The organism is Streptomyces nanhaiensis, assembly GCF_046614825.1.
In the GTDB taxonomy this organism is placed as follows: Bacteria; Actinomycetota; Actinomycetes; order Streptomycetales; family Streptomycetaceae; genus Streptomyces; species Streptomyces radiopugnans.
This window is the reverse complement of the sequence record NZ_JBKJFM010000063.1, coordinates 12,142-31,173: the sequence shown is the minus strand read 5'-3', so window position 1 is coordinate 31,173 and position 19,032 is coordinate 12,142. Positions and strand designations below refer to the sequence as shown.

Genomic DNA, 19,032 nt, shown 5'->3' with positions numbered 1-19,032 from the left:
CGCGCCACCGCTCGCGCCGCCGTCCGCCGCGGCCGCGGCGAAGGCGCCGCGGGCCAGCCGGTGCAGGAGGGCGGCCGCCGCGTCGCGGTCCGGCAGCGAGGAGGGGCGGCTCAGATGGGGCGTGGAGTTGAGCAGGCCGAAGACTGCGTGGACGGAGGCGCGGGCCTCCTTCTCCGGCAGCTCCGGGTGCACCTGGCGCACGACGCCCACCCACAGCTCCACGTACTGGCGCTGGAGCTGGCGCACCAGCTTGCGGTCGCTGTCGCGCAGCCGGTCCAGCTCCCGGTCGTGGAGGGTGATCAGGGCGCGGTCGTCGAGCGCGAAGTCGATGTGGCGGCCGATGAGCGCGTCCAGCGTCGCCCCCGGCGCGAGGCCGGCGCCGGCGGACTCCGCCAGGCACCTGCGCCCGCCGGAGTACAGCCGCTCGCTGATGCCCACCAGCAGCTCCGCGAGCATCGCGTCCTTGCCCGCGAAGTGGCGGTAGAGACCGGGGCCGCTGATGCCGACCGCCGCGCCTATCTCGTCCACGCCGACGCCGTGGAAGCCGCGCTCGGCGAACAGGCGGGCGGCCTCGCCGAGGATCTGCTCTCGGCGGGTGGGGGCGTCGGTCCTGGTGGTCATGGGGGAATTGTAGACAGCCGGGTTAGCGGGCGTTAACCTGATGGACGAGGTTAACGCTCACTAACCGAGCAAGGGGGCTCGAAGGGCATGCAGCAGGCACCTCCGCTGGTCAGCGCCGTGGATCCGGCGTCAGAGGCGGCGAGGGCGAACGAGGCCGCGCACCGCGAGCTGGCCGCGCGACTGCGCGAGAAGCTCGCCGCGGCACGGCTGGGCGGCGGCGAGCGGGCACGGGCGCGGCACACCGCGCGCGGCAAGCTGCTGCCGCGGGACCGGGTGGACACCCTGCTGGATCCGGGGTCCCCCTTCCTGGAGCTGGCTCCGCTCGCGGCGGACGGGATGTACGAGGGCCAGGCACCGGCCGCGGGTGTGATCGCCGGCATCGGGCGGGTCTCGGGCCGCGAGGTGGTGGTCGTCGCCAACGACGCCACGGTCAAGGGCGGCACGTACTACCCGATGACGGTCAAGAAGCACCTGCGCGCGCAGGAGGTGGCCCTGGAGAACCGGCTGCCGTGCGTGTACCTGGTGGATTCGGGCGGCGCCTTCCTGCCCATGCAGGACGAGGTCTTCCCCGACCGCGAGCACTTCGGGCGGATCTTCTACAACCAGGCCCGGATGTCCGGCGCGGGCATCCCGCAGATCGCCGCCGTCCTCGGCTCGTGCACGGCGGGCGGCGCCTACGTGCCGGCGATGAGCGACGAGGCCGTGATCGTGCGCGGCCAGGGCACGATCTTCCTGGGCGGGCCGCCGCTGGTGAAGGCGGCCACCGGCGAGGTCGTCACGGCCGAGGAACTGGGCGGCGGCGAGGTCCACTCGCGCACCTCCGGCGTGACCGACCACCTCGCCGAGGACGACGCCCACGCCCTGCGCATCGTGCGGGACATCGTGGCCACCCTCCCCCGCCGCGGCCCGCTGCCGTGGCCGGTGGAGCCGGCGGAGGAGCCGAAGGTCGACCCGGCCGGGCTCTACGGCGCGGTCCCCGTCGACTCGCGCACCCCCTACGACGTGCGCGAGGTCATCGCCCGTGTCGTCGACGGCTCCCGGTTCGCGGAGTTCAAGGCCGAGTACGGCACGACTCTGGTGACGGGCTTCGCCCGCATCCACGGCCACCCGGTCGGGATCGTCGCCAACAACGGCATCCTGTTCGCCGAGTCCGCCCAGAAGGGCGCGCACTTCATCGAGCTGTGCGACCAGCGCGGCATACCGCTGGTGTTCCTGCAGAACATCTCCGGCTTCATGGTGGGCCGCCAGTACGAGGCGGGCGGCATCGCCAAGCACGGCGCCAAGATGGTGACGGCCGTGGCCTGCACCCGGGTGCCCAAGCTGACGGTCGTCGTCGGCGGCTCCTACGGAGCGGGCAACTACTCGATGTGCGGCCGGGCGTACTCGCCGCGCTTCATGTGGATGTGGCCCAACGCCAAGATCTCGGTGATGGGCGGCGAGCAGGCCGCCTCGGTGCTGGCCACCGTCAAGCGCGACCAGCTTCAGGCGCGCGGCGAGGAGTGGAGCGCCGAGGAGGAGGACGCCTTCAAGGCGCCCGTCCGCGAGCAGTACGAGACCCAGGGCAACGCCTACTACGCCACCGCGCGACTGTGGGACGACGGCGTGATCGACCCGCTGGAGACGCGTACGGTGCTCGGCCTCGCGCTCACCGCGTGCGCGAACGCGCCGCTGCCCGAGAAGGACCCCGCGGCGCCCGGCTACGGCGTCTTCCGGATGTGAGGGGGATGCGTTCCATGTTCGACACGGTGCTGGTCGCCAACCGCGGCGAGATCGCCGTCCGCGTCATCCGCACGCTGCGGCGGCTGGGCGTGCGCTCGGTCGCCGTCTTCAGCGACGCGGACGCCGACGCGCGCCATGTGCGGGAGGCGGACACCGCGGTGCGGATCGGCCCGGCGGTGGCCTCCGAGAGTTATCTGTCGATCGAGAGGCTGCTGGAGGCCGCCCGGCGGACGGGCGCCCAGGCGGTGCACCCCGGCTACGGCTTCCTCGCCGAGAACGCCGCCTTCGCCCGCGCGGTGGAGGCGGCCGGGATGGTCTTCGTCGGCCCGCCCGCCGACGCCATCGAGCTGATGGGCGACAAGATCCGCGCCAAGGAGACGGTGCGGGCCGCCGGGGTGCCGGTGGTGCCCGGCAGCAGCGGCAGCGGACTGACCGATGCCGAACTGACCGCCGCGGCGCTGGAGATCGGGACCCCCGTCCTGCTCAAGCCCTCGGCCGGGGGCGGCGGCAAGGGCATGCGGCTGGTGCGCGACGAGGCGCTGCTGGCCGAGGAGATCGCCGCCGCGCGGCGCGAGGCCCGCGGCGCCTTCGGCGACGACACCCTGCTGGTGGAGCGGTGGATCGACCGGCCCCGGCACATCGAGATCCAGGTCCTGGCCGACGGCCACGGCACCGTGGTGCACCTGGGCGAGCGCGAGTGCAGCCTCCAGCGCCGCCACCAGAAGATCATCGAGGAGGCGCCCAGCCCGCTGCTGGACGAGGCCACCCGCGCCGCGATGGGCGAGGCGGCCGTACGCGCCGCCCGCTCCTGCGGCTACCGGGGCGCCGGCACGGTGGAGTTCATCGTCCCCGGCGGTGATCCGGCCGCCTACTGCTTCATGGAGATGAACACCCGCCTCCAGGTCGAGCACCCGGTGACGGAGCTGATCACCGGCCTGGACCTGGTGGAGTGGCAGCTGCGGGTGGCGGCCGGCGAGCCGCTGGCCTTCGGTCAGGAGGACGTCCGCCTGAACGGGCACGCGGTGGAGGCCCGCATCTGCGCGGAGACGGCGCGCGCCACCGGCGGAAGGGTGGACTTCCTGCCGTCGGCCGGTACCGTCCATCTGCTCTCGGAGCCCTCGGGCGAGGGCGTCCGCGTGGACTCCGGGCTCGCGCAGGGCACCGAGGTGGGCACCGTCTACGACCCGATGCTCGCCAAGGTGATCGCCCACGGTCCGGACCGGGCCTCCGCGCTGCGGCGGCTGCGCTCCGCGCTGGCGGAGACGACCGTGCTGGGCGTGGACACCAACACCGCCTTCCTGCGCGCCCTGCTGGCCCACCCCGCGGTGGTCTCCGGGGAGCTGGACACCGGCCTGGTGGACCGCGACGCCGCCTCGCTGCTGCCGTCGGCCGTGCCGGACGAGGTCTACGCGGCTGCGGCTCTGCTGCGGCACGCCGCTCTGGAGCCCTCGCCCCCCGCCTCCGCGGGCGGCTCCCCGGGCTGGACGGACCCGTTCTCCGCGCCGACCGGCTGGCGGCTGGGCGGCGAGCCCGCCTGGACGGTCCACCACCTGCGGGCACCGGGCCACGAGCCGGTGGCCGTGCGGGTGCGCGGGCGGGCCGACGGCGCCGAGGTCCGCGTCGGGGACGCCGAGCCGGTGAGTGCCGCGCTGCGGTCGCAGGACGGTGTGGATTCCGGCGAGGACTCCGGCCGCGCGACGCTGACCTGGGACGGGATGACCCACTCCTTCGCCCACGCCCGCTCCGGCGGCAGCCGCTGGCTCGGCCGCGACGGGCAGGGCTGGCACCTGGCCGACCACGACCCGGTCGAGGCGGCCCTGCGGGGCGGCGCGGGGGCGCACGGCGCCGACGCGCTGACCGCGCCGATGCCCGGCACGGTCACCGTCGTCAAGGCGGCCGTCGGCGAGGAGGTCACCGCCGGCCAGAGCCTGCTGGTGGTGGAGGCGATGAAGATGGAGCACGTCATCGCCGCCCCCTACGACGGGATCGTCACCGAACTGGACGTCACGGCGGGCAGCACGGTCGCCATGGACCAGGTGCTCGCCGTCGTCGAGCCGAAGGACTCCGAGCCGGACGGTGATTCGCCGGCGCCGCCGGAGATGCCGGGCGAGCCGGGGCCGAAGAAGGGGGCCGCGCGATGATCGAGGGTCTGCCCATGGCCGTTGCGGCCGAGGGGCTTCCGGGCCGCGTCCGCATCCACGAGGTGGGCGCGCGCGACGGCCTGCAGAACGAACCGTCGACCGTGCCCGTCGAGGTGAAGGCGGAGTTCATCCGCAGGCTCGCCGACGCCGGGCTGCGCACCATCGAGGCGACCAGCTTCGTCCATCCCAGGTGGGTGCCCCAACTGGCCGACGCAGAGGAGCTGTTCCCGGCCGTGGCCGACCTCGCCGACCGGGCGGGCGCCGACGCCGTACGGCTGCCGGCGCTCGTGCCCAACGAGCGCGGCCTGGAGCGGGCGCTGGCCCTCGGCGTCCGCGAGATCGCCGTCTTCGGCAGCGCCACCGAGTCCTTCGCCAGGGCCAACCTCAACCGCACCGTCGACGAGGCCCTGGCGATGTTCGAGCCGGTGGTCGCCCGCGCGAAGGAGGCGGGCGCCGGGGTCCGCGGTTATCTGTCGATGTGCTTCGGCGATCCGTGGGAGGGCCCGGTGCCCGTCGCGCAGGTGGTCGGCGTCTGCCGCCGCCTGCTCGACCTCGGCTGCGACGAGCTGAGTCTGGGCGACACCATCGGCGTGGCCACCCCCGGCCACGTCACCGCCCTGCTGGCCGCCCTGAACGACGCGGGCGTGCCCACCGGCCGCCTCGCCGTCCACTTCCACGACACCTACGGCCAGGCCCTGTCCAACACCCTGGCCGCCCTCCGGCACGGCGTCACCACCGTGGACGCCTCCGCCGGCGGCCTCGGCGGCTGCCCGTACGCCAAGAGCGCCACGGGCAACCTCGCCACCGAGGACCTGGTGTGGATGCTGCACGGCCTCGGCATCGACACCGGGGTCGACCTCGGCCGCCTCACCGCCACCAGCGTGTGGATGGCCGAGCGGCTGGGGCGGCCCAGCCCGTCCCGCACGGTCCGCGCCCTCTCCTCCCAGGAAGCCCACGACACCCGCGGCTCCCGGGGCACCCAGGTCTCCCGCGACTCCCACAAGGAGCAGTGACACCCATGTCCCTTGACCACCGCCTCTCCCCCGAGCACGAGGAACTGCGCCGCACCGTCGAGGAGTTCGCGCACGACGTCATCGCGCCGAAGATCGGGGAGTTCTACGAGAACCACGAGTTCCCCTACGAGATCGTGCGCGAGATGGGCCGCATGGGCCTGTTCGGCCTGCCCTTCCCCGAGGAGTACGGGGGCATGGGCGGTGACTACCTCGCCCTGTGCCTGGCCCTGGAGGAACTGGCCCGGGTGGACTCCTCGGTCGCCATCACCCTGGAGGCCGCCGTCTCGCTGGGCGCCATGCCCGTGTACCGCTTCGGCACCGAGGAGCAGAAGCGGCAGTGGCTGCCGAGGCTGTGCTCGGGCGAGATGCTCGGCGCCTTCGGCCTGACCGAGCCCGAGTGCGGCTCGGACGCGGGCGGCACCCGCACCACCGCCGTACGCGACGGCGACGAGTGGGTGATCAACGGCACCAAGTGCTTCATCACCAACTCCGGCACCGACATCACCGGTCTGGTCACCGTCACCGCCGTCACCGGGCGCAAGCCCGACGGCCGCCCGGAGATCTCCTCGATCATCGTCCCCTCCGGCACCCCGGGCTTCACCGTCGCCGCGCCCTACTCCAAGGTCGGCTGGAACGCCTCGGACACCCGCGAGCTGTCCTTCTCCGACGTCCGGGTCCCGGCCGCCAACCTGCTGGGCGAGGAGGGCCGCGGCTACGCCCAGTTCCTGCGCATCCTGGACGAGGGCCGCATCGCCATCTCCGCGCTGGCCACGGGCCTGGCCCAGGGCTGTGTGGACGAGTCGGTGCGGTACGCCGGGGAGCGCCGCGCCTTCGGCCGCCCCATCGGGGCCAACCAGGCCATCCAGTTCAAGCTGGCCGACATGGAGATGCGCGCCCACACCGCCCGTATCGCCTGGCGCGACGCGGCCTCCCGGCTGCTGGCGGGCGAGCCGTTCAAGAAGGAGGCGGCCATCGCCAAGCTGTACTCCTCGGAGATCGCGGTCACCAACGCCCGCGAGGCCACCCAGATCCACGGCGGCTACGGCTTCATGAACGAGTACCCGGTGGCCCGTATGTGGCGGGATTCGAAGATCCTGGAGATCGGCGAGGGCACCAGCGAGGTCCAGCGCATGCTGATCGCCCGCGAGCTGGGCGTCACCTCCTCCTGATCCCTCGGCCCGGGCCGAGGGACCGGCAAGCGGGGCGGGGGCGCCGTCGGCACCCCCGCCTCCGGTCCCACACACCCGGTCCCGCGCCTCCGGTCCCGCACCTCCGGTCCCGCGCCTCCGGCCGGACGAGCCGGTCAGACCGGGGGCAGTGGCTGCTCGGCCCAGATGACCTTCCCGCACCCGGTGTAGCGGGTGCCCCATCGCTCGGAGAGCTGGGCCACCAGGAACAGCCCCCGCCCGCCCTCGTCCGTCGTCGCCGCGCGGCGCAGGTGCGGCGAGGTGCTGCTGGTGTCGGACACCTCGCAGATCAGACTGCGCTCCACCCTGAGCAGTCTGACCCGCACCGGCCCGGTGGCGTGCCGGATGGCGTTGGTGACCAGCTCGCTGAGGATCAGCTCGGTGGTGAACACCGTCTCCTCCAGCCCCCAGTCGGCCAGCCGCCGCGCGACCTCCTCGCGCACGGCGGAGACCGCGGCGGGCTCGGAGGGCACCTCCCACGACGCCGTCTGGTCGTCGGCCAGGGCCCTGGTACGGGCGACGAGCAGGGCGACGTCGTCGCGCGGGCGCCCGGCCAGCATCGCCCCGGTCACCGCGTCACAGGTCTCCTCCGGGGAGCGGCCGGCCCCGGTCAGCGCCTGCGCCAGCAGGTCCAGCCCGGTGTCGATGTCACGCGCCCGGTCCTCCACCAGCCCGTCGGTGTACAGCACCAGCCGGCTGCCTTCGGCCAGTTCGATCTCGGCCGACTCGTAGGGCGGCGCGCCCAGTCCGAGAGGGGCGCTGACGGGCGTGTCGGGGAACTCCACGGCGCCGTCGGGGCGGACGACCGCGGGAGGCGGATGCCCGGCCCGGGCCATGACACAGCGCCGGGAGGCCGGATCGTAGATCGCGTACAGACAGGTGGCGCCCATCATTCCGTGGGTGCCGTCCGGCGTCCCGTGCTCGCCGTCCCCCTCCTGGTCGCTGCGGCTCACCAGTTCGTCGAGATGCCCGATGATCTCGTCGGGCGGCAGGTCCAGGGCGGAGAAGTTGTGGACGGCGGTCCGCAGCCGCCCCATGGTGGCGGCCGCGTGCAGTCCATGGCCGACGACGTCGCCGACCACCAGTGCCACCCGGGCGCCGGACAGCGGGATCACGTCGAACCAGTCGCCGCCCACCCCCGAGTGGGCGGGCAGATAGCGGTAGGCGACGTCCAGCGCGTCCTGCTCGGGCAGGGCCCGCGGCAGCAGGCTGCGCTGGAGCGCGGCGGCCATGGTGTGCTCGCGCGTGTAGCGGCGGGCGTTGTCGACGGCGACCGCGGCCCGGGCCACCAGTTCCTCGGCCAGGGACAGATCGTCCTCGTCGAACGGCTCGGGCTTCTCGGAGCGCCAGAAGTTGACCAGTCCCAGAACGATGCCGCGCGCCTGGAGGGGCGCCGTGATCAGGGAGTGGACGCCCTCCGCCATGATCCCCCGGCTGCGCTCGGGGTCCTGTGCCTGCCAGCCGGGGGCGTCGGTCAGGTCGGCCTCCAGGACCGCCTGCCCCGACCCGTAGCCCCGCGCCTGCGGGGTGGAGGGGACGAACCTGATGAGGTCCCCCCTGGCGTAGAAGGAGGGGACCTCCCGGATCCCCGCGGCGGCCACCCTGCGCATGTCCACCGCCTCGCCGGCGGGCTCCTCGCCCCGCAGCACCGGCTCGGCCAGGTCGACGGTGACGAAATCGGCCAGGCGGGGTACGGCGGCCTGCGCCAGCGCCTCGGCGGTGCGCACCATGTCCAGCGTGGTGCCGATCCCCGTGCCCACGTCGTACAGCAGCCGCAGCCTGCGGCCCGTCGCCTCGGCGCGCTCGGAGAGCACCCGCATCTCGGTGGTGTCCCGGAACGTCGCGACGCTGCCCGACGGGGATCCGTAGCGGTCGACGGGCTGCTGGTTGACGGCCAGCATCCGCTCCCCCGCCATGTGGACCTCGTCGACGGCCACCCGCGCGGAGGCCAGCAGCCCGCCGAGGGGCGGCGGGAGGCCGAGGTCGGCGACGGAGCGGCCCTCGGCGTCCGGGGGCAGGTCCAGCAGCCGGCGCGCCTCGTCGTTGGCGAGCACCAGCCGGCCGTCGGCGCCGGCGATCAGCACGCCCTCGCGGACGGCGTGCAGGACGGCGTCGTGGTGTTCGTACATGCGGGTCATCTCGCCGGGACCCAGACCGCGGGTCTGGCGCAGCAGCCGCCGACTGACCACCGCCGTGCCCGCCATGGACAGCAGCAGCGCCCCCGCGGAGGCGCCGAAGAGGAGCGGGAACTGGCCTCCGGCGGTGCCCTCGACGTTCTCGACGGTGATGCCCGCCGAGACCAGGCCCACGACAGAGCCGTTCGCGTCCCGGACGGGGACGACCGCCTGCACCAGGGGGCCGATGGTGCCGACGATCTCCTCGGTGACGACCTCGCCCCGCAGCGCCGGTTCGATGTTGCCGACGAACTTCTTCCCGATCCGGTCCGGTTTGGGGTGGGTGTAGCGGATCCCGTCGGTGTCCGTCACCACGAGGAAGTCCACACCGGACCGCTCTCTGACGCCTTCGGCGAGCGGCTGGAGCCGGGCTGTGGGATCGCCGCCGGCGAGCACCGCAGGCAGTCCGGGCGCACCGGCGAACCCCTCGGCGACCGCGACCGACCGGTTGCGCGCCTCCCGCGTGCTGTCGTTGCGCGCCTGCACCACCAGGGCCGCCACGGCCGCGAGGACGAGCAGGAGGACGAGGACGGCCTGGAGGACGAAGACCTGGCCCGCCAGACTGCGCACACCCAGCAGTGAGCCGGGGTGCCGCTCCGGCGGTCGTCTCGTCCTGTCCCCGGGATCCCCGCCCTCCGTTCTCCCGCCCTCGCGCCGTTCCACCGGTGAACGCCGGGCACCGAGCAGTCGGCGCAGTGAATCCCGAGATCGGTCGGAAAGTCCGATCACATGCCCATTCTTAACACTGTTCTCCGCTTCGAGGCGAACAGCCCCCCGCCCGCGGGCGGGGGGCCACGGCCGCGGACGGCGCGGGAGGGCTTCAAAAAATCTTGGCCACTCCTTCGGGCGCACCCGCCGGAGTGGGTAAGGAAAGAGAACAGGCACCTCACCAGAAGTAATCGGGAGAACACACATGGCTACTCCCATCGGCGCGAGCGCATTCGTCGCCGCGCTCAGGAAAGAGGGGCTCAGAGTCGTCGAGGTCGGTAGCTGGCGTACCCACAACCGCAACCACAAGGGCCCGTGGGGGCCGGTGCACGGCGTGATGATCCACCACACCGTGACCTCCGGGTCGGCACGGACGGTCGAGATCTGCCGCACCGGCTACTCGACGCTGCCGGGTCCGCTGTGCCACGGCGTGATCACCAAGGACGGGCGGGTCCACATGGTCGGCCACGGCCGCGCCAACCACGCCGGCATGGGCGACGACGACGTCCTGCGCGCCGTCATCGCCGAAAGACCCCTCCCCCCGGACAACGAGGCGAACACCGACGGCAACCGCCACTTCTACGGCTTCGAGTGCGAGAACCTCGGCGACGGCCGCGACCCCTGGCCCGCGGCCCAGCTGGACGCCATCGAACGCGCCGCGGCCGCGCTCTGCCGCCACCACGGCTGGAAGGCGGAGTCCGTGATCGGGCACCTGGAGTGGCAGCCCGGCAAGGTCGACCCGCGCGGTTTCTCCATGAACACGATGCGCGCCCGCGTCCGCGAGCGCCTGAACCACAGCCCCGGCTGGGACCGGGGCGAGGAGGACGACGTGCCCAAGGTGATCGGCGAGTACCAGACCAGCGACATCAGGCTCGCTCCCCGGCAGTGGAAGACCCTCGACATCAAGGGCGCCGACATCCTGACCGGCGCGACGCGCTACCAGGTGATGGCGCACCTCACCGCCGCCCTCCCGGCCGGGTCCACGATCCAGGGCCGCTTCTACCACCTGCGGCCGGACGGCACCCGCTGGGAGTCCGGGATCATCGAACGCATCGGCACCTCGGGGAACACCTACGCCGACTTCCACCACTCCGGCAGCATCGCGCGCGGCGAGAAGCTGCGCTTCGAGGCCGCCTACTACCCCGCCGATCCGAACGACGACGCCCCCGTGACCATCGCCACCTCACGGCTGCGCGGCCTCTACTGGGACTGACGGACGCCGGGGCCGGCGCGCACCGGGGCCGACGGACGGGGGTCCGGTCCGGCGGCTGAGACAATCACCGCATGACCGAGATACTCCAGCGGGCGGGGAACTGGGCGTTCGACGGCGGCACGGTGCGCATCGTGCCGGGGCACCACAAGAGCGTGCACAGGCTACGGAGGCTGCTCGGCGAGGTGGCGGTGCCGCTGGAGGCGGTGTCGGGGATCGCCTACGAACCCGGCCGCAAGGCCGGCCGGCTGCGTCTGCGGCTGCGGCACGGCGCCGACCCGCTCCTCCAGGCCGCGGGCGGACGGCTGCCCGACGCCGCCGATCCGTACAGCCTCGAGGTGGAGCCGGACCGCGCCGGGGTCGCCGAGTACCTCGCGGACGAGCTGCGCAACGCCCTGCTGCTGGAGCAGGTGCCCGTCGCCGAGCCGTGCGACCGCTATCTGCTGCCCGGTCCGCCGGTGCCGCTGACGGTGCAGGGCACCGACGGGACGGCCTCCTTCGACGGGGACCGGGTGCGGATCGACTGGAACTGGGTGGCGGAGGGGAGCAAGTCCTCCGCCGGACCGCGGACGTTCGCGCTGCACGAACTGGCGGGTGTGGAGTGGTCCCCGGCGGTCGGGCTGGAGAACGGCTTCGTGCGCTTCCGCCCCAAGGGCTCGCACGCCGTTCTCAAGCCCGACCACGACCCCAACTGCCTGGTGCTGTGGGGGGTCCGGCAGGCCAAGGACGTCAGCTCGGTCCTGCTGGCCGCCGCCGTCACCGCCCGGCTGCCGCACCCCTCGGCCTCCGCGTCCGCTCCCGCCCTGCCGCCCGCGGACGGCCCGCGGTCCGAGACCGGCTCCGGGCCCGGCCCCGAACACGGCTCCGGCTCCGGTTCCGGTTCCGGTTCCGGTTCCGAGGGAGACGATCACGACGTCCTGCTGCGGCGGCTGCGCGAGCTGGGCGAGCTGCGCCGTGACGGGGTGCTCACCGACGAGGAGTTCACCGCGGCCAAGCAGGCCGTACTGCGCCGCTTCTGACAGCGGGGGCGGTGACCGGGCCACCACGGCCTCCGCCTCCCTCCTTCAGCCTCAATCCTGCCCGATATCGGGCAGATTTCTTGCACAAGAGCGAGTGCGGGCCTCAGTATCTACGAGTGCTCGAACGCCCCTCGGCCCATGACGACCTCGTGGACCACCTCGTCCGCTCCACGCCGCTCCGGCGCGGCGAGGCGGCCCGGGTGGTCCTGGACGTCCTGGCGTACTTCGACGAGACGGTCGAGGAGTTCGTGCGCCGCCGCCACCGCGAGCTGCAGTCCCGGGGGCTGGCGAACCAGGAGATCTTCGAGCGGATCACGGCCGAACTGCCGCACCGCGCGGTGGCCCCGCCCGGACTCTCCCTGCGGCAACTGCGCCGCATCGTCTACGGCTGACCGCCGCCCGCCACCCGCGGCGCCGGTCGGCCGCCGAAGGACCGGGCGCCCGCGGACCGGGCGCCCGGGAGGAACCGACCGAGAGCCTTGAGGACCCCGTATGTGCGGAATCGTGGGATACATCGGCGGGCGCGACGCCGCCCCGCTCCTGCTGGAAGGCCTCCAGCGCCTGGAGTACCGGGGTTACGACTCCGCGGGCATCGCCGTCCACGGCAGCGGCACCGGCCGGGCCGCGGGCCTGCGCACGGTCAAGGCCAAGGGCCGCGTACGCGAGCTGGAGGCGCGCCTGCCCGAGCGCTTCGCGGGCACCACCGGCATCGCCCACACCCGCTGGGCCACCCACGGCGCCCCCAGCGACGAGAACGCCCACCCGCACCGGGACGCCGGCGGCCGCGTGGCCGTCGTCCACAACGGCATCGTCGACAACGCCGAGGAGCTGCGCGCACGGCTGACCGCCGAGGGAGTGCGGTTCGCCTCCGAGACCGACACCGAGGTCCTCGCCCACCTCGTCGGCCGCTCCCAGGCCCCGACACTGGAGGAGCGGGTCCGCGAGGCGCTGCGCCACGTCGAGGGCACCTACGGCATCGCCGTCCTGCACGCCGACTTCCCCGACCGCATCGTCGTGGCCCGCAACGGCTCGCCGGTGGTGCTCGGCATCGGCGAGCACGAGATGTTCGTCGCCTCCGACGTGGCCGCGCTGGTCTCCCACACCCGCCAGGTGGTCACCCTGGAGGACGGGGAGATGGCCACCGTCAAGGCCGGCGACTACCGCACCTACACCACCGAGGGCAGCCGCACCTCCGCCGTCCCCACGACGGTGGAGTGGGAGGCGCAGTCGTACGACATGGGCGGCCACGACACCTACATGCACAAGGAGATCTCCGAGCAGCCCGACGCCGTGGACCGGGTGCTGCGCGGCCGGATCGACGACCGCTTCGCCACCGTCCGCCTCGACGGCCTCAACCTCGACGCGCGCGAGGCGCGCGGGGTGCGCCGGGTGAAGATCCTCGGCTGCGGCTCGGCGTACCACGCGGGTCTGATCGGCGCCCAGCTGATCGAGGAGCTGGCCCGGGTCCCCGCCGACGCCGAGCCCGCCAGCGAGTTCCGCTACCGCAACCCGGTGGTGGACCCCGACACCCTCTACATCGCCGTCAGCCAGTCCGGGGAGACCTACGACACCCTGGCCGCCGTCCAGGAGCTGCGGCGCAAGGGCGCGCGGGTGCTGGGCGTGGTCAACGTCGTCGGTTCGGCCATCGCGCGCGAGACCGACGGCGGCGTGTACGTGCACGCCGGGCCGGAGGTGTGCGTGGTGTCCACCAAGTGCTTCACCAACACCGCCGTCGCCTTCGCGCTGCTCGCCCTGCACCTGGGCCGCATCCGCGACCTGTCGGTGGCCGACGGCCGGCGGATCATCGCCGGTCTGCGCAGGCTGCCCGGCCAGATCGCCGAGATCCTGGGGCGGGAGGAGGAGATCGCGAAGCTGGCGGCGGAGTACGCGGACGCGAGGTCGATGATGTTCGTCGGCCGGGTGCGCGGCTACCCGGTGGCGCGCGAGGCGTCCCTGAAGCTCAAGGAGGTCTCCTACATCCACGCCGAGGCGTACCCGGCCTCCGAGCTCAAGCACGGTCCGCTGGCCCTGATCGAGCCCGCCGTGCCGACCGTGGCGGTCATGCCCGAGGACGAGCTGCTGGAGAAGAACCGCGCCACGCTGGAGGAGGTGCGGGCCCGCGGCGGCCGCATCCTGGCCGTGGCGCACTCCGAGCAGGAGAAGGCCGACCGCACGATCGTGGTGCCGCGCAACGAGGTGGAGCTGGACCCGATCCTGATGGGTGTCCCGCTCCAGCTCCTCGCCTACCACACGGCCCTGGTCCTGGGCCGGGACATCGACAAGCCGCGCAACCTGGCGAAGTCCGTGACGGTGGAGTAGGCCAGGAGCGCTCCCGGCCGCGGCGAGCGCGGGCGGTCCCCCCGTACGTGCCACCGGGCGCACGAGGGGACCGCCTCCCTTCGTCGGCGTCGCCCATCACGCCGGCGGTGGGCCGCCGGCGTGGGACCGTCACCTCCCGCGCGGCGGCACGCTGCTGTCTGTATGCCCCTCACAAGCGCACAATCCACCTCCGGACAGGGACGGATTCGCCGACTCGCCTTCTTCCGGGGCGAGTTGGAAGGGTGTGGCGGGGCGGCCGCTACGGGATGACGACGACCGGGCGCCGGGCGCGGCGGGCGAGGCGGCCCGCGACCGAGCCGAAGAACCGGCCGACGAGGCCGTGCGTGGAGCCCACGACGATGGCGTCGGCCTCGTACTCGCAGCCGACCTCCTCCAGCTCGTGGCAGATGTCGCCACCGCGCTCGACGAGGATCCAGGGGACCTCGGACAGATGGTCGGCGCAGGCGAGCTCCAGGCCCAGCACCTCGGTGCGGTGGTCGGGGACGTCGACGAAGACCGGCGGCTCGCAGCCCGCCCACACGGTCGTCGGAAGCCGGTTGGCGACGTGGACGATGATCAGCCCGGAGTCGGAGCGCTTCGCCATGCCGATGGCGTAGGCCAGGGCCCGCTCGCTGGAGACCGAGCCGTCGAATCCCACCACGACCCCGTGCCGGAACGCCGGATCGCAGGAGTGGCGCGTCTCGTCCGCCGCCCGGGGCGTCGCCGCCGGGTCGGCGAGCCGCTTGCGGTCCGCGGGGTCGGGGATCTCGTGTCCAGCCATCGGTTACGTCACGTGTGCCTAGGAATACGTCCTGGAAGCATGTTCCTCAGCCCATACCCCTGAGGGTACGACGGCACTCCCCCCTTGCCCAGAGGCTGCGGTCACTGCCGGTGCAGCATGCCGGAGCGGAAAGCGTTGCGCAATGCCGGGGCGGCCCCCGGCCCCCTCCTGCGCACCTTCCCGGGACCGTCCGGGGCTTCCGGAACGCCCCCTTCCGCCGGGCCCGCCGCACGGGCCCGGCGCCGCCGCCGGGCCGTCCCGCACCGGCTCCGCACCAGGCCGGCAGCGGTTGCGCACCAGGTCCGCGCCGGAGTCGTCACGCCCTCGCCGGCGCGGGGGCGCACAGAGGCGGATGACGCCGGCGGCAGTCCGCCCCCCTGTGCGCGGCGTACGCCCTCAGGGCTCCGGTCGCCGCTTTCTGAGCCCCTGCGCTTTTCGGCCAACTTCCAGCCGTGGTACACAACTTGCCAGAGGCTGACCCCGCACCGCCCACCAGGGCGGGGAGAATCGAGGCGAACGAGTGCACCCCGCGGACAGACGGCCACGAAGCGAGGCGTTCTTCCCAGGGGCGCCGACGAGTGGAACGCTTCGTGATCGAACGCTTCACGCCAAGTTGTCATGTCGACATAGCGGCGAGTGGTGAACTTGTCCCGTCAGCCTCGACAGACACAGTAGATTCGATCTTGGCTAACCACGGCGGGGGAAACGTGCAGGACCGGAAGGACGCGACGACTGAGGGGGGCTTAGTTCCATGAGCCAGGAGCCAACGCACGGCCCTGGGACGACGCGCAAGCTGGCCGCGCGCCGCCGCCGCGAGATCGTCGCCGTACTGCTCTTCGGCGGCGGCCCGATCTTCGAGAGCTCCATCCCGCTGTCCGTCTTCGGCATCGACCGGCAGGACGCCGGCGTTCCCCGCTACCGCCTTCTGGTGTGCGCGGGCGAAGAGGGACCCCTGCGCACCACGGGAGGCCTGGAGTTGACTGCTCCGTACGGCCTGGAGGCACTCTCCCGGGCGGGCACGATCGTGGTGCCCGCCTGGCGCTCCATCACCCAGCCACCGCCCCCGGCGGCCCTCGACGCCCTGCGGCGGGCGCACGAGGAGGGGGCGCGGATCATAGGCCTGTGCACGGGCGCGTTCGTGCTGGCCGCGGCGGGGCTGCTCGACGGCCGCCCCGCGACGACGCACTGGATGTACGCGCCGACGCTGGCCAAGCGCTACCCGGGGGTCCACGTCGACCCGCGCGAGCTGTTCGTGGACGACGGGGACATCCTCACCTCCGCCGGCACGGCGGCGGGTATCGACCTGTGCCTGCACGTGGTGCGCACCGACCACGGCGCCGAGGCGGCGGGAGCCCTGGCCCGCCGCCTCGTCGTACCGCCCCGGCGCGGCAACGGCGGTCAGGAGCGCTACCTGGACAGGTCTTTACCCGAGGAGATCGGCACCGACCCGCTCGCCGAGGTCGTGGCCTGGGCCCTGGAGCACCTCCACGAGCAGTTCGACGTGGAGACGCTGGCCGCGCGGGCCTACATGAGCCGGCGGACCTTCGACCGCCGGTTCCGCTCGCTGACCGGCAGCGCGCCGCTGCAGTGGCTGATCACCCAGCGGGTGCTCCAGGCGCAGCGGCTGCTGGAGACCTCCGACTACTCGGTCGACGAGGTCGCCGGACGCTGCGGCTTCCGCTCGCCGGTCGCGCTGCGCGGCCACTTCCGGCGGCAGCTCGGCGCGTCCCCGGCGGCGTACCGGGCGGCCTACCGGGCGCGCACCGGCAGACCGGAGGGCGGCGGGGACGGGGAGCGCGCCTCCGAGGCGCGCGCCGACCACGCGGCGGCCGAGTCCGCCGCGCACGGCACGGCCCACGCGGCCCACGCGGCGCGCGCGGAGAGGGGGGACCGAGGGGAACGGGGGGAACGCCCCGACCGGACGGAGCGGAGCGTACGGGGCGAGCACGGCAAACCGGAATCCGACACCTACACCCCCCGGCTGCCCTCCCAGCGGGGCCGCACGCCCGGCCGGGCCCCGTAGGCTGGGGCGCATGAACGATCGCATGGTGTGGATCGACTGCGAGATGACCGGGCTCTCGCTGTCCGAAGACGCTCTCATCGAGGTGGCCGCGCTGGTCACCGACTCGGAGCTGAACGTGCTCGGTGACGGGGTGGACATCGTGATCCGCCCGCCCGCCGAGGCGCTGGACACCATGCCCGACGTCGTCCGCGAGATGCACACCGCCTCCGGCCTGCTCGACGAGCTGGCCGGAGGCACCACGCTGGAGGACGCCGAACAGCGGGTCCTGGAGTACGTCAGGAAGCACGTCCCCGAGCCCGGCAGGGCCCCGCTGTGCGGGAACTCCGTCGGGACCGACCGCGGCTTCCTGATGCGCGACATGCCGACGCTGGAGGACTACCTCCACTACCGGATCGTCGACGTCTCCTCGATCAAGGAACTGGCCCGGCGCTGGTATCCCAAGGCGTACTTCAACAGCCCGGAGAAGAGCGGCAACCACCGGGCGCTCGCGGACATCAGGGAGTCCATCGCGGAACTGCGCTACTACCGCGAGGCGGTCTTCGTCCCGGCGCCCGGACCGGACTCGGAGACGGCGCGGAGGATCGCGGCCCGGCACGTGCTGCCCGCCGCGGGCTGAGGCGCCCGGTCCCCGCGGACCATCCGCGAAGGGCCTGCGGAACGTCCGCCGGGCGCTCCGCGGGCCACACGGCACAAAGGTGCGCGGGCATGGTCCACGACCCTGTACACTCTTATCGGCCGGTGCGGAAAGCACCACGAGCACCGGTCGTGGTGGGTATAGCTCAGCTGGTAGAGCACCTGGTTGTGGTCCAGGATGTCGCGGGTTCGAGTCCCGTTACTCACCCTGAACGATCAAGGCCCGGCCTGCGGAAGCAGGCCGGGCCTTCGTCGTCCGCCGGGTCGTGGGAACACCGCGGGAACACCCCGGGAACCCGCGGGAACACCTCCCCGGAGGCCGTGGCGGGGGTCACAGAAGCCGCACCCCGCGCCGGGCGAGGTAGGCGACGGGGTCGACGTCCGAGCCGTAGCCGCGTTTGCTGCGCACCTCGAAGTGGAGGTGGGGGCCGGTGACCCGGCCCGTGGCCCCGGAGTTGCCCACCGCGCTGCCGGCCTTCACCCGCTCCCCGCCGTTCACCGAGATCCGCGACAGATGGGCGTAGAGGGCGTAGTAGCCGTCGTCCATCCTGACCGTCACCGCCTTCCCGTAGGCGCCGGCCTCGCCGGCGAAGACCACGGAGCCGGCGCCGACCGCGTAGACGGGCGTGCCGACGGGCATCGCGAAGTCGATGCCCGTGTGGTGGCCCGCCTGCCAGTTGCCGGGGATCCCGTAGGCGGCCGAGACCCGGTAGTCCCCCGCCACAGGCCGGGCCCAGCGCCCCAGGACCGCCTCCTGCCCGGCCGAGAAGGACGCCGGGACGGCGTCGCCGCCCGGCCGCTCCCACCGGCCTCCGGCCCCTTCGGCCCTTCCCGCCAGGAACGGGACGCTTCCGAGCGCCGCCAGCGCCGCACCGCGCAGCACCAGTCCGCGCCGGTCCGGCGTCCACTGCCGACGTCCACCCTGTGTAGCCATCGCTTCGACCTCCCATTCGGCGGTGCCATAGATGTGAGGACACGTCAGCCGGAGCCTTCTCGCATCTTCGCGACCGCCTCCGGGGCCGCCGAACGGCGTAGTGCCCAGTGGGTCCGGGGGTGCGAACCGGCTTTCCGGTGGGCGCGGTTGCGGTTCCGGACGGTCCGTCGGGCGACAATCCCCTTACAGGTGAATGGACTAAACCACCCGACAGGCGTCCCGCGGTCCGCTGCGCCCGCGGCGGGCCGCCTGGCGCACGGTCACCTTCCGGCCCTGCCGCGCCGGAATGCGGAGGGAGGGCGCGGGGAGGCACAGGGAGGGGGGAGGGAGGGCGGCGGAGGCAGACGCGGGGAGGCGTGACGGCCGACGCGGTCCGAACAAGCCTGCCCGGCAGGGGGTTTGCGGTCGCGGCCGGGGTCTCTGCGGCCGTCGGCCGTGACGGCGGCCGGCCCGGGGCGGACCGGAGGGACCGGAAGGGCCGGAGGGGCCCGGGGAGAGGGCGGACCGCGTCCCGTGCCCACGGCGGGCGGACGGGCGCGGACGGGAGCCG

13 protein-coding genes, 1 tRNA gene and 1 pseudogene are annotated in these 19,032 nt (G+C 73.5%); 11 read left to right on the top strand and 4 right to left on the bottom strand.

Translation table 11 applies throughout. From position 1 onward, the window contains the following. Nucleotides 1-621 (bottom strand): SACE_7040 family transcriptional regulator (locus ACLIYP_RS15740; protein ID WP_412713754.1); only part of this gene is annotated, 621 nt, incomplete at its 3' end. A gap of 87 nt (nucleotides 622-708) precedes the next feature. Between ACLIYP_RS15740 and ACLIYP_RS15735 the strand changes: the two genes are divergently transcribed. Genes ACLIYP_RS15735 through ACLIYP_RS15720 form a run of 4 tightly spaced genes read left to right on the top strand, consistent with a single transcriptional unit; the run spans nucleotide 709 to nucleotide 6,663 of the window. Further along, the gene (locus ACLIYP_RS15735) at nucleotides 709-2,340 is read left to right on the top strand and encodes a carboxyl transferase domain-containing protein (RefSeq protein ID WP_412713753.1); all 1,632 of its coding nucleotides are present in this window, start codon (nucleotides 709-711) and stop codon (nucleotides 2,338-2,340) included. 14 nt (nucleotides 2,341-2,354) lie between these two features. Further along, nucleotides 2,355-4,481: an acetyl/propionyl/methylcrotonyl-CoA carboxylase subunit alpha gene (locus ACLIYP_RS15730; RefSeq protein ID WP_412713752.1), complete on the top strand. Its 2,127-nt coding sequence runs from the start codon at nucleotides 2,355-2,357 to the stop codon at nucleotides 4,479-4,481. After that, nucleotides 4,478-5,494 carry a hydroxymethylglutaryl-CoA lyase gene (locus tag ACLIYP_RS15725; protein WP_412713751.1) on the top strand — a complete coding sequence of 339 codons (1,017 nt, stop codon included), beginning with the start codon at nucleotides 4,478-4,480 and terminating at the stop codon, nucleotides 5,492-5,494. The genes ACLIYP_RS15730 and ACLIYP_RS15725 overlap by 4 nt, the downstream gene beginning before the upstream one ends. A gap of 5 nt (nucleotides 5,495-5,499) precedes the next feature. After that, complete coding sequence (locus ACLIYP_RS15720) at nucleotides 5,500-6,663, top strand: acyl-CoA dehydrogenase family protein (RefSeq protein WP_412713750.1); 1,164 nt, start codon at nucleotides 5,500-5,502, stop codon at nucleotides 6,661-6,663. 134 nt (nucleotides 6,664-6,797) lie between these two features. On the opposite strand, the gene ACLIYP_RS15715 is transcribed toward ACLIYP_RS15720, so the two are convergent. Beyond that, nucleotides 6,798-9,416 carry a SpoIIE family protein phosphatase gene (locus tag ACLIYP_RS15715; protein ID WP_412713756.1) on the bottom strand — a complete coding sequence of 873 codons (2,619 nt, stop codon included), beginning with the start codon at nucleotides 9,414-9,416 and terminating at the stop codon, nucleotides 6,798-6,800. 364 nt (nucleotides 9,417-9,780) lie between these two features. Between ACLIYP_RS15715 and ACLIYP_RS15710 the strand changes: the two are divergent. From ACLIYP_RS15710 to glmS, 4 genes and pseudogenes are all read left to right on the top strand, one after another. Beyond that, nucleotides 9,781-10,353: pseudogene (locus ACLIYP_RS15710) on the top strand (N-acetylmuramoyl-L-alanine amidase); the annotation flags it as partial. A 494-nt stretch (nucleotides 10,354-10,847) separates the two neighbouring features. Further along, nucleotides 10,848-11,792 (top strand): DUF4429 domain-containing protein, encoded by a 945-nt coding sequence (locus tag ACLIYP_RS15705; RefSeq protein ID WP_412713749.1) that lies wholly within the window; start codon nucleotides 10,848-10,850, stop codon nucleotides 11,790-11,792. 116 nt (nucleotides 11,793-11,908) lie between these two features. Further along, entirely contained in the window at nucleotides 11,909-12,184 is a 276-nt protein-coding gene (locus tag ACLIYP_RS15700) for a hypothetical protein (protein ID WP_093654247.1), read from the top strand. A 100-nt stretch (nucleotides 12,185-12,284) separates the two neighbouring features. After that, nucleotides 12,285-14,111 carry a glutamine--fructose-6-phosphate transaminase (isomerizing) gene (gene glmS, locus ACLIYP_RS15695; protein WP_412713748.1) on the top strand — a complete coding sequence of 609 codons (1,827 nt, stop codon included), beginning with the start codon at nucleotides 12,285-12,287 and terminating at the stop codon, nucleotides 14,109-14,111. 259 nt (nucleotides 14,112-14,370) lie between these two features. Here the strand turns inward: glmS and ACLIYP_RS15690 are convergent, their stop codons facing one another. Beyond that, nucleotides 14,371-14,892: a universal stress protein gene (locus tag ACLIYP_RS15690; RefSeq protein ID WP_093654243.1), complete on the bottom strand. Its 522-nt coding sequence runs from the start codon at nucleotides 14,890-14,892 to the stop codon at nucleotides 14,371-14,373. Between the two features lie 751 nt (nucleotides 14,893-15,643). On the opposite strand from ACLIYP_RS15690, the gene ACLIYP_RS15685 reads away from it, so the two are divergent. The 3 genes from ACLIYP_RS15685 to ACLIYP_RS15675 all read left to right on the top strand — a co-directional run bounded on the left by ACLIYP_RS15685 (nucleotide 15,644) and on the right by ACLIYP_RS15675 (nucleotide 17,756). Then, nucleotides 15,644-16,915 (top strand): helix-turn-helix domain-containing protein, encoded by a 1,272-nt coding sequence (locus ACLIYP_RS15685; protein ID WP_412713747.1) that lies wholly within the window; start codon nucleotides 15,644-15,646, stop codon nucleotides 16,913-16,915. 10 nt (nucleotides 16,916-16,925) lie between these two features. Then, nucleotides 16,926-17,531: an oligoribonuclease gene (gene orn, locus ACLIYP_RS15680; RefSeq protein ID WP_093654239.1), complete on the top strand. Its 606-nt coding sequence runs from the start codon at nucleotides 16,926-16,928 to the stop codon at nucleotides 17,529-17,531. Nucleotides 17,532-17,683: 152 nt separating this feature from the next. Continuing rightward, nucleotides 17,684-17,756, top strand: a tRNA-His gene (locus ACLIYP_RS15675). A 123-nt stretch (nucleotides 17,757-17,879) separates the two neighbouring features. On the opposite strand, the gene ACLIYP_RS15670 is transcribed toward ACLIYP_RS15675, so the two are convergent. Then, entirely contained in the window at nucleotides 17,880-18,482 is a 603-nt protein-coding gene (locus ACLIYP_RS15670) for a M23 family metallopeptidase (RefSeq protein WP_412713746.1), read from the bottom strand. Between the last annotated feature and the right edge of the window lie 550 nt (nucleotides 18,483-19,032).

Coding starts and splice junctions, on each gene's coding strand:
- ACLIYP_RS15720 (WP_412713750.1), top strand. CDS start 5,500: ATGTCCCTTGACCACCGCCTCTCCCCCGAGCACGAGGAACTGCGCCGC.
- orn (WP_093654239.1), top strand. CDS start 16,926: ATGAACGATCGCATGGTGTGGATCGACTGCGAGATGACCGGGCTCTCG.
- ACLIYP_RS15705 (WP_412713749.1), top strand. CDS start 10,848: ATGACCGAGATACTCCAGCGGGCGGGGAACTGGGCGTTCGACGGCGGC.
- ACLIYP_RS15725 (WP_412713751.1), top strand. CDS start 4,478: ATGATCGAGGGTCTGCCCATGGCCGTTGCGGCCGAGGGGCTTCCGGGC.
- ACLIYP_RS15670 (WP_412713746.1), bottom strand. CDS start 18,482: ATGGCTACACAGGGTGGACGTCGGCAGTGGACGCCGGACCGGCGCGGA.
- ACLIYP_RS15735 (WP_412713753.1), top strand. CDS start 709: ATGCAGCAGGCACCTCCGCTGGTCAGCGCCGTGGATCCGGCGTCAGAG.
- ACLIYP_RS15685 (WP_412713747.1), top strand. CDS start 15,644: ATGAGCCAGGAGCCAACGCACGGCCCTGGGACGACGCGCAAGCTGGCC.
- ACLIYP_RS15690 (WP_093654243.1), bottom strand. CDS start 14,892: ATGGCTGGACACGAGATCCCCGACCCCGCGGACCGCAAGCGGCTCGCC.
- ACLIYP_RS15730 (WP_412713752.1), top strand. CDS start 2,355: ATGTTCGACACGGTGCTGGTCGCCAACCGCGGCGAGATCGCCGTCCGC.
- glmS (WP_412713748.1), top strand. CDS start 12,285: ATGTGCGGAATCGTGGGATACATCGGCGGGCGCGACGCCGCCCCGCTC.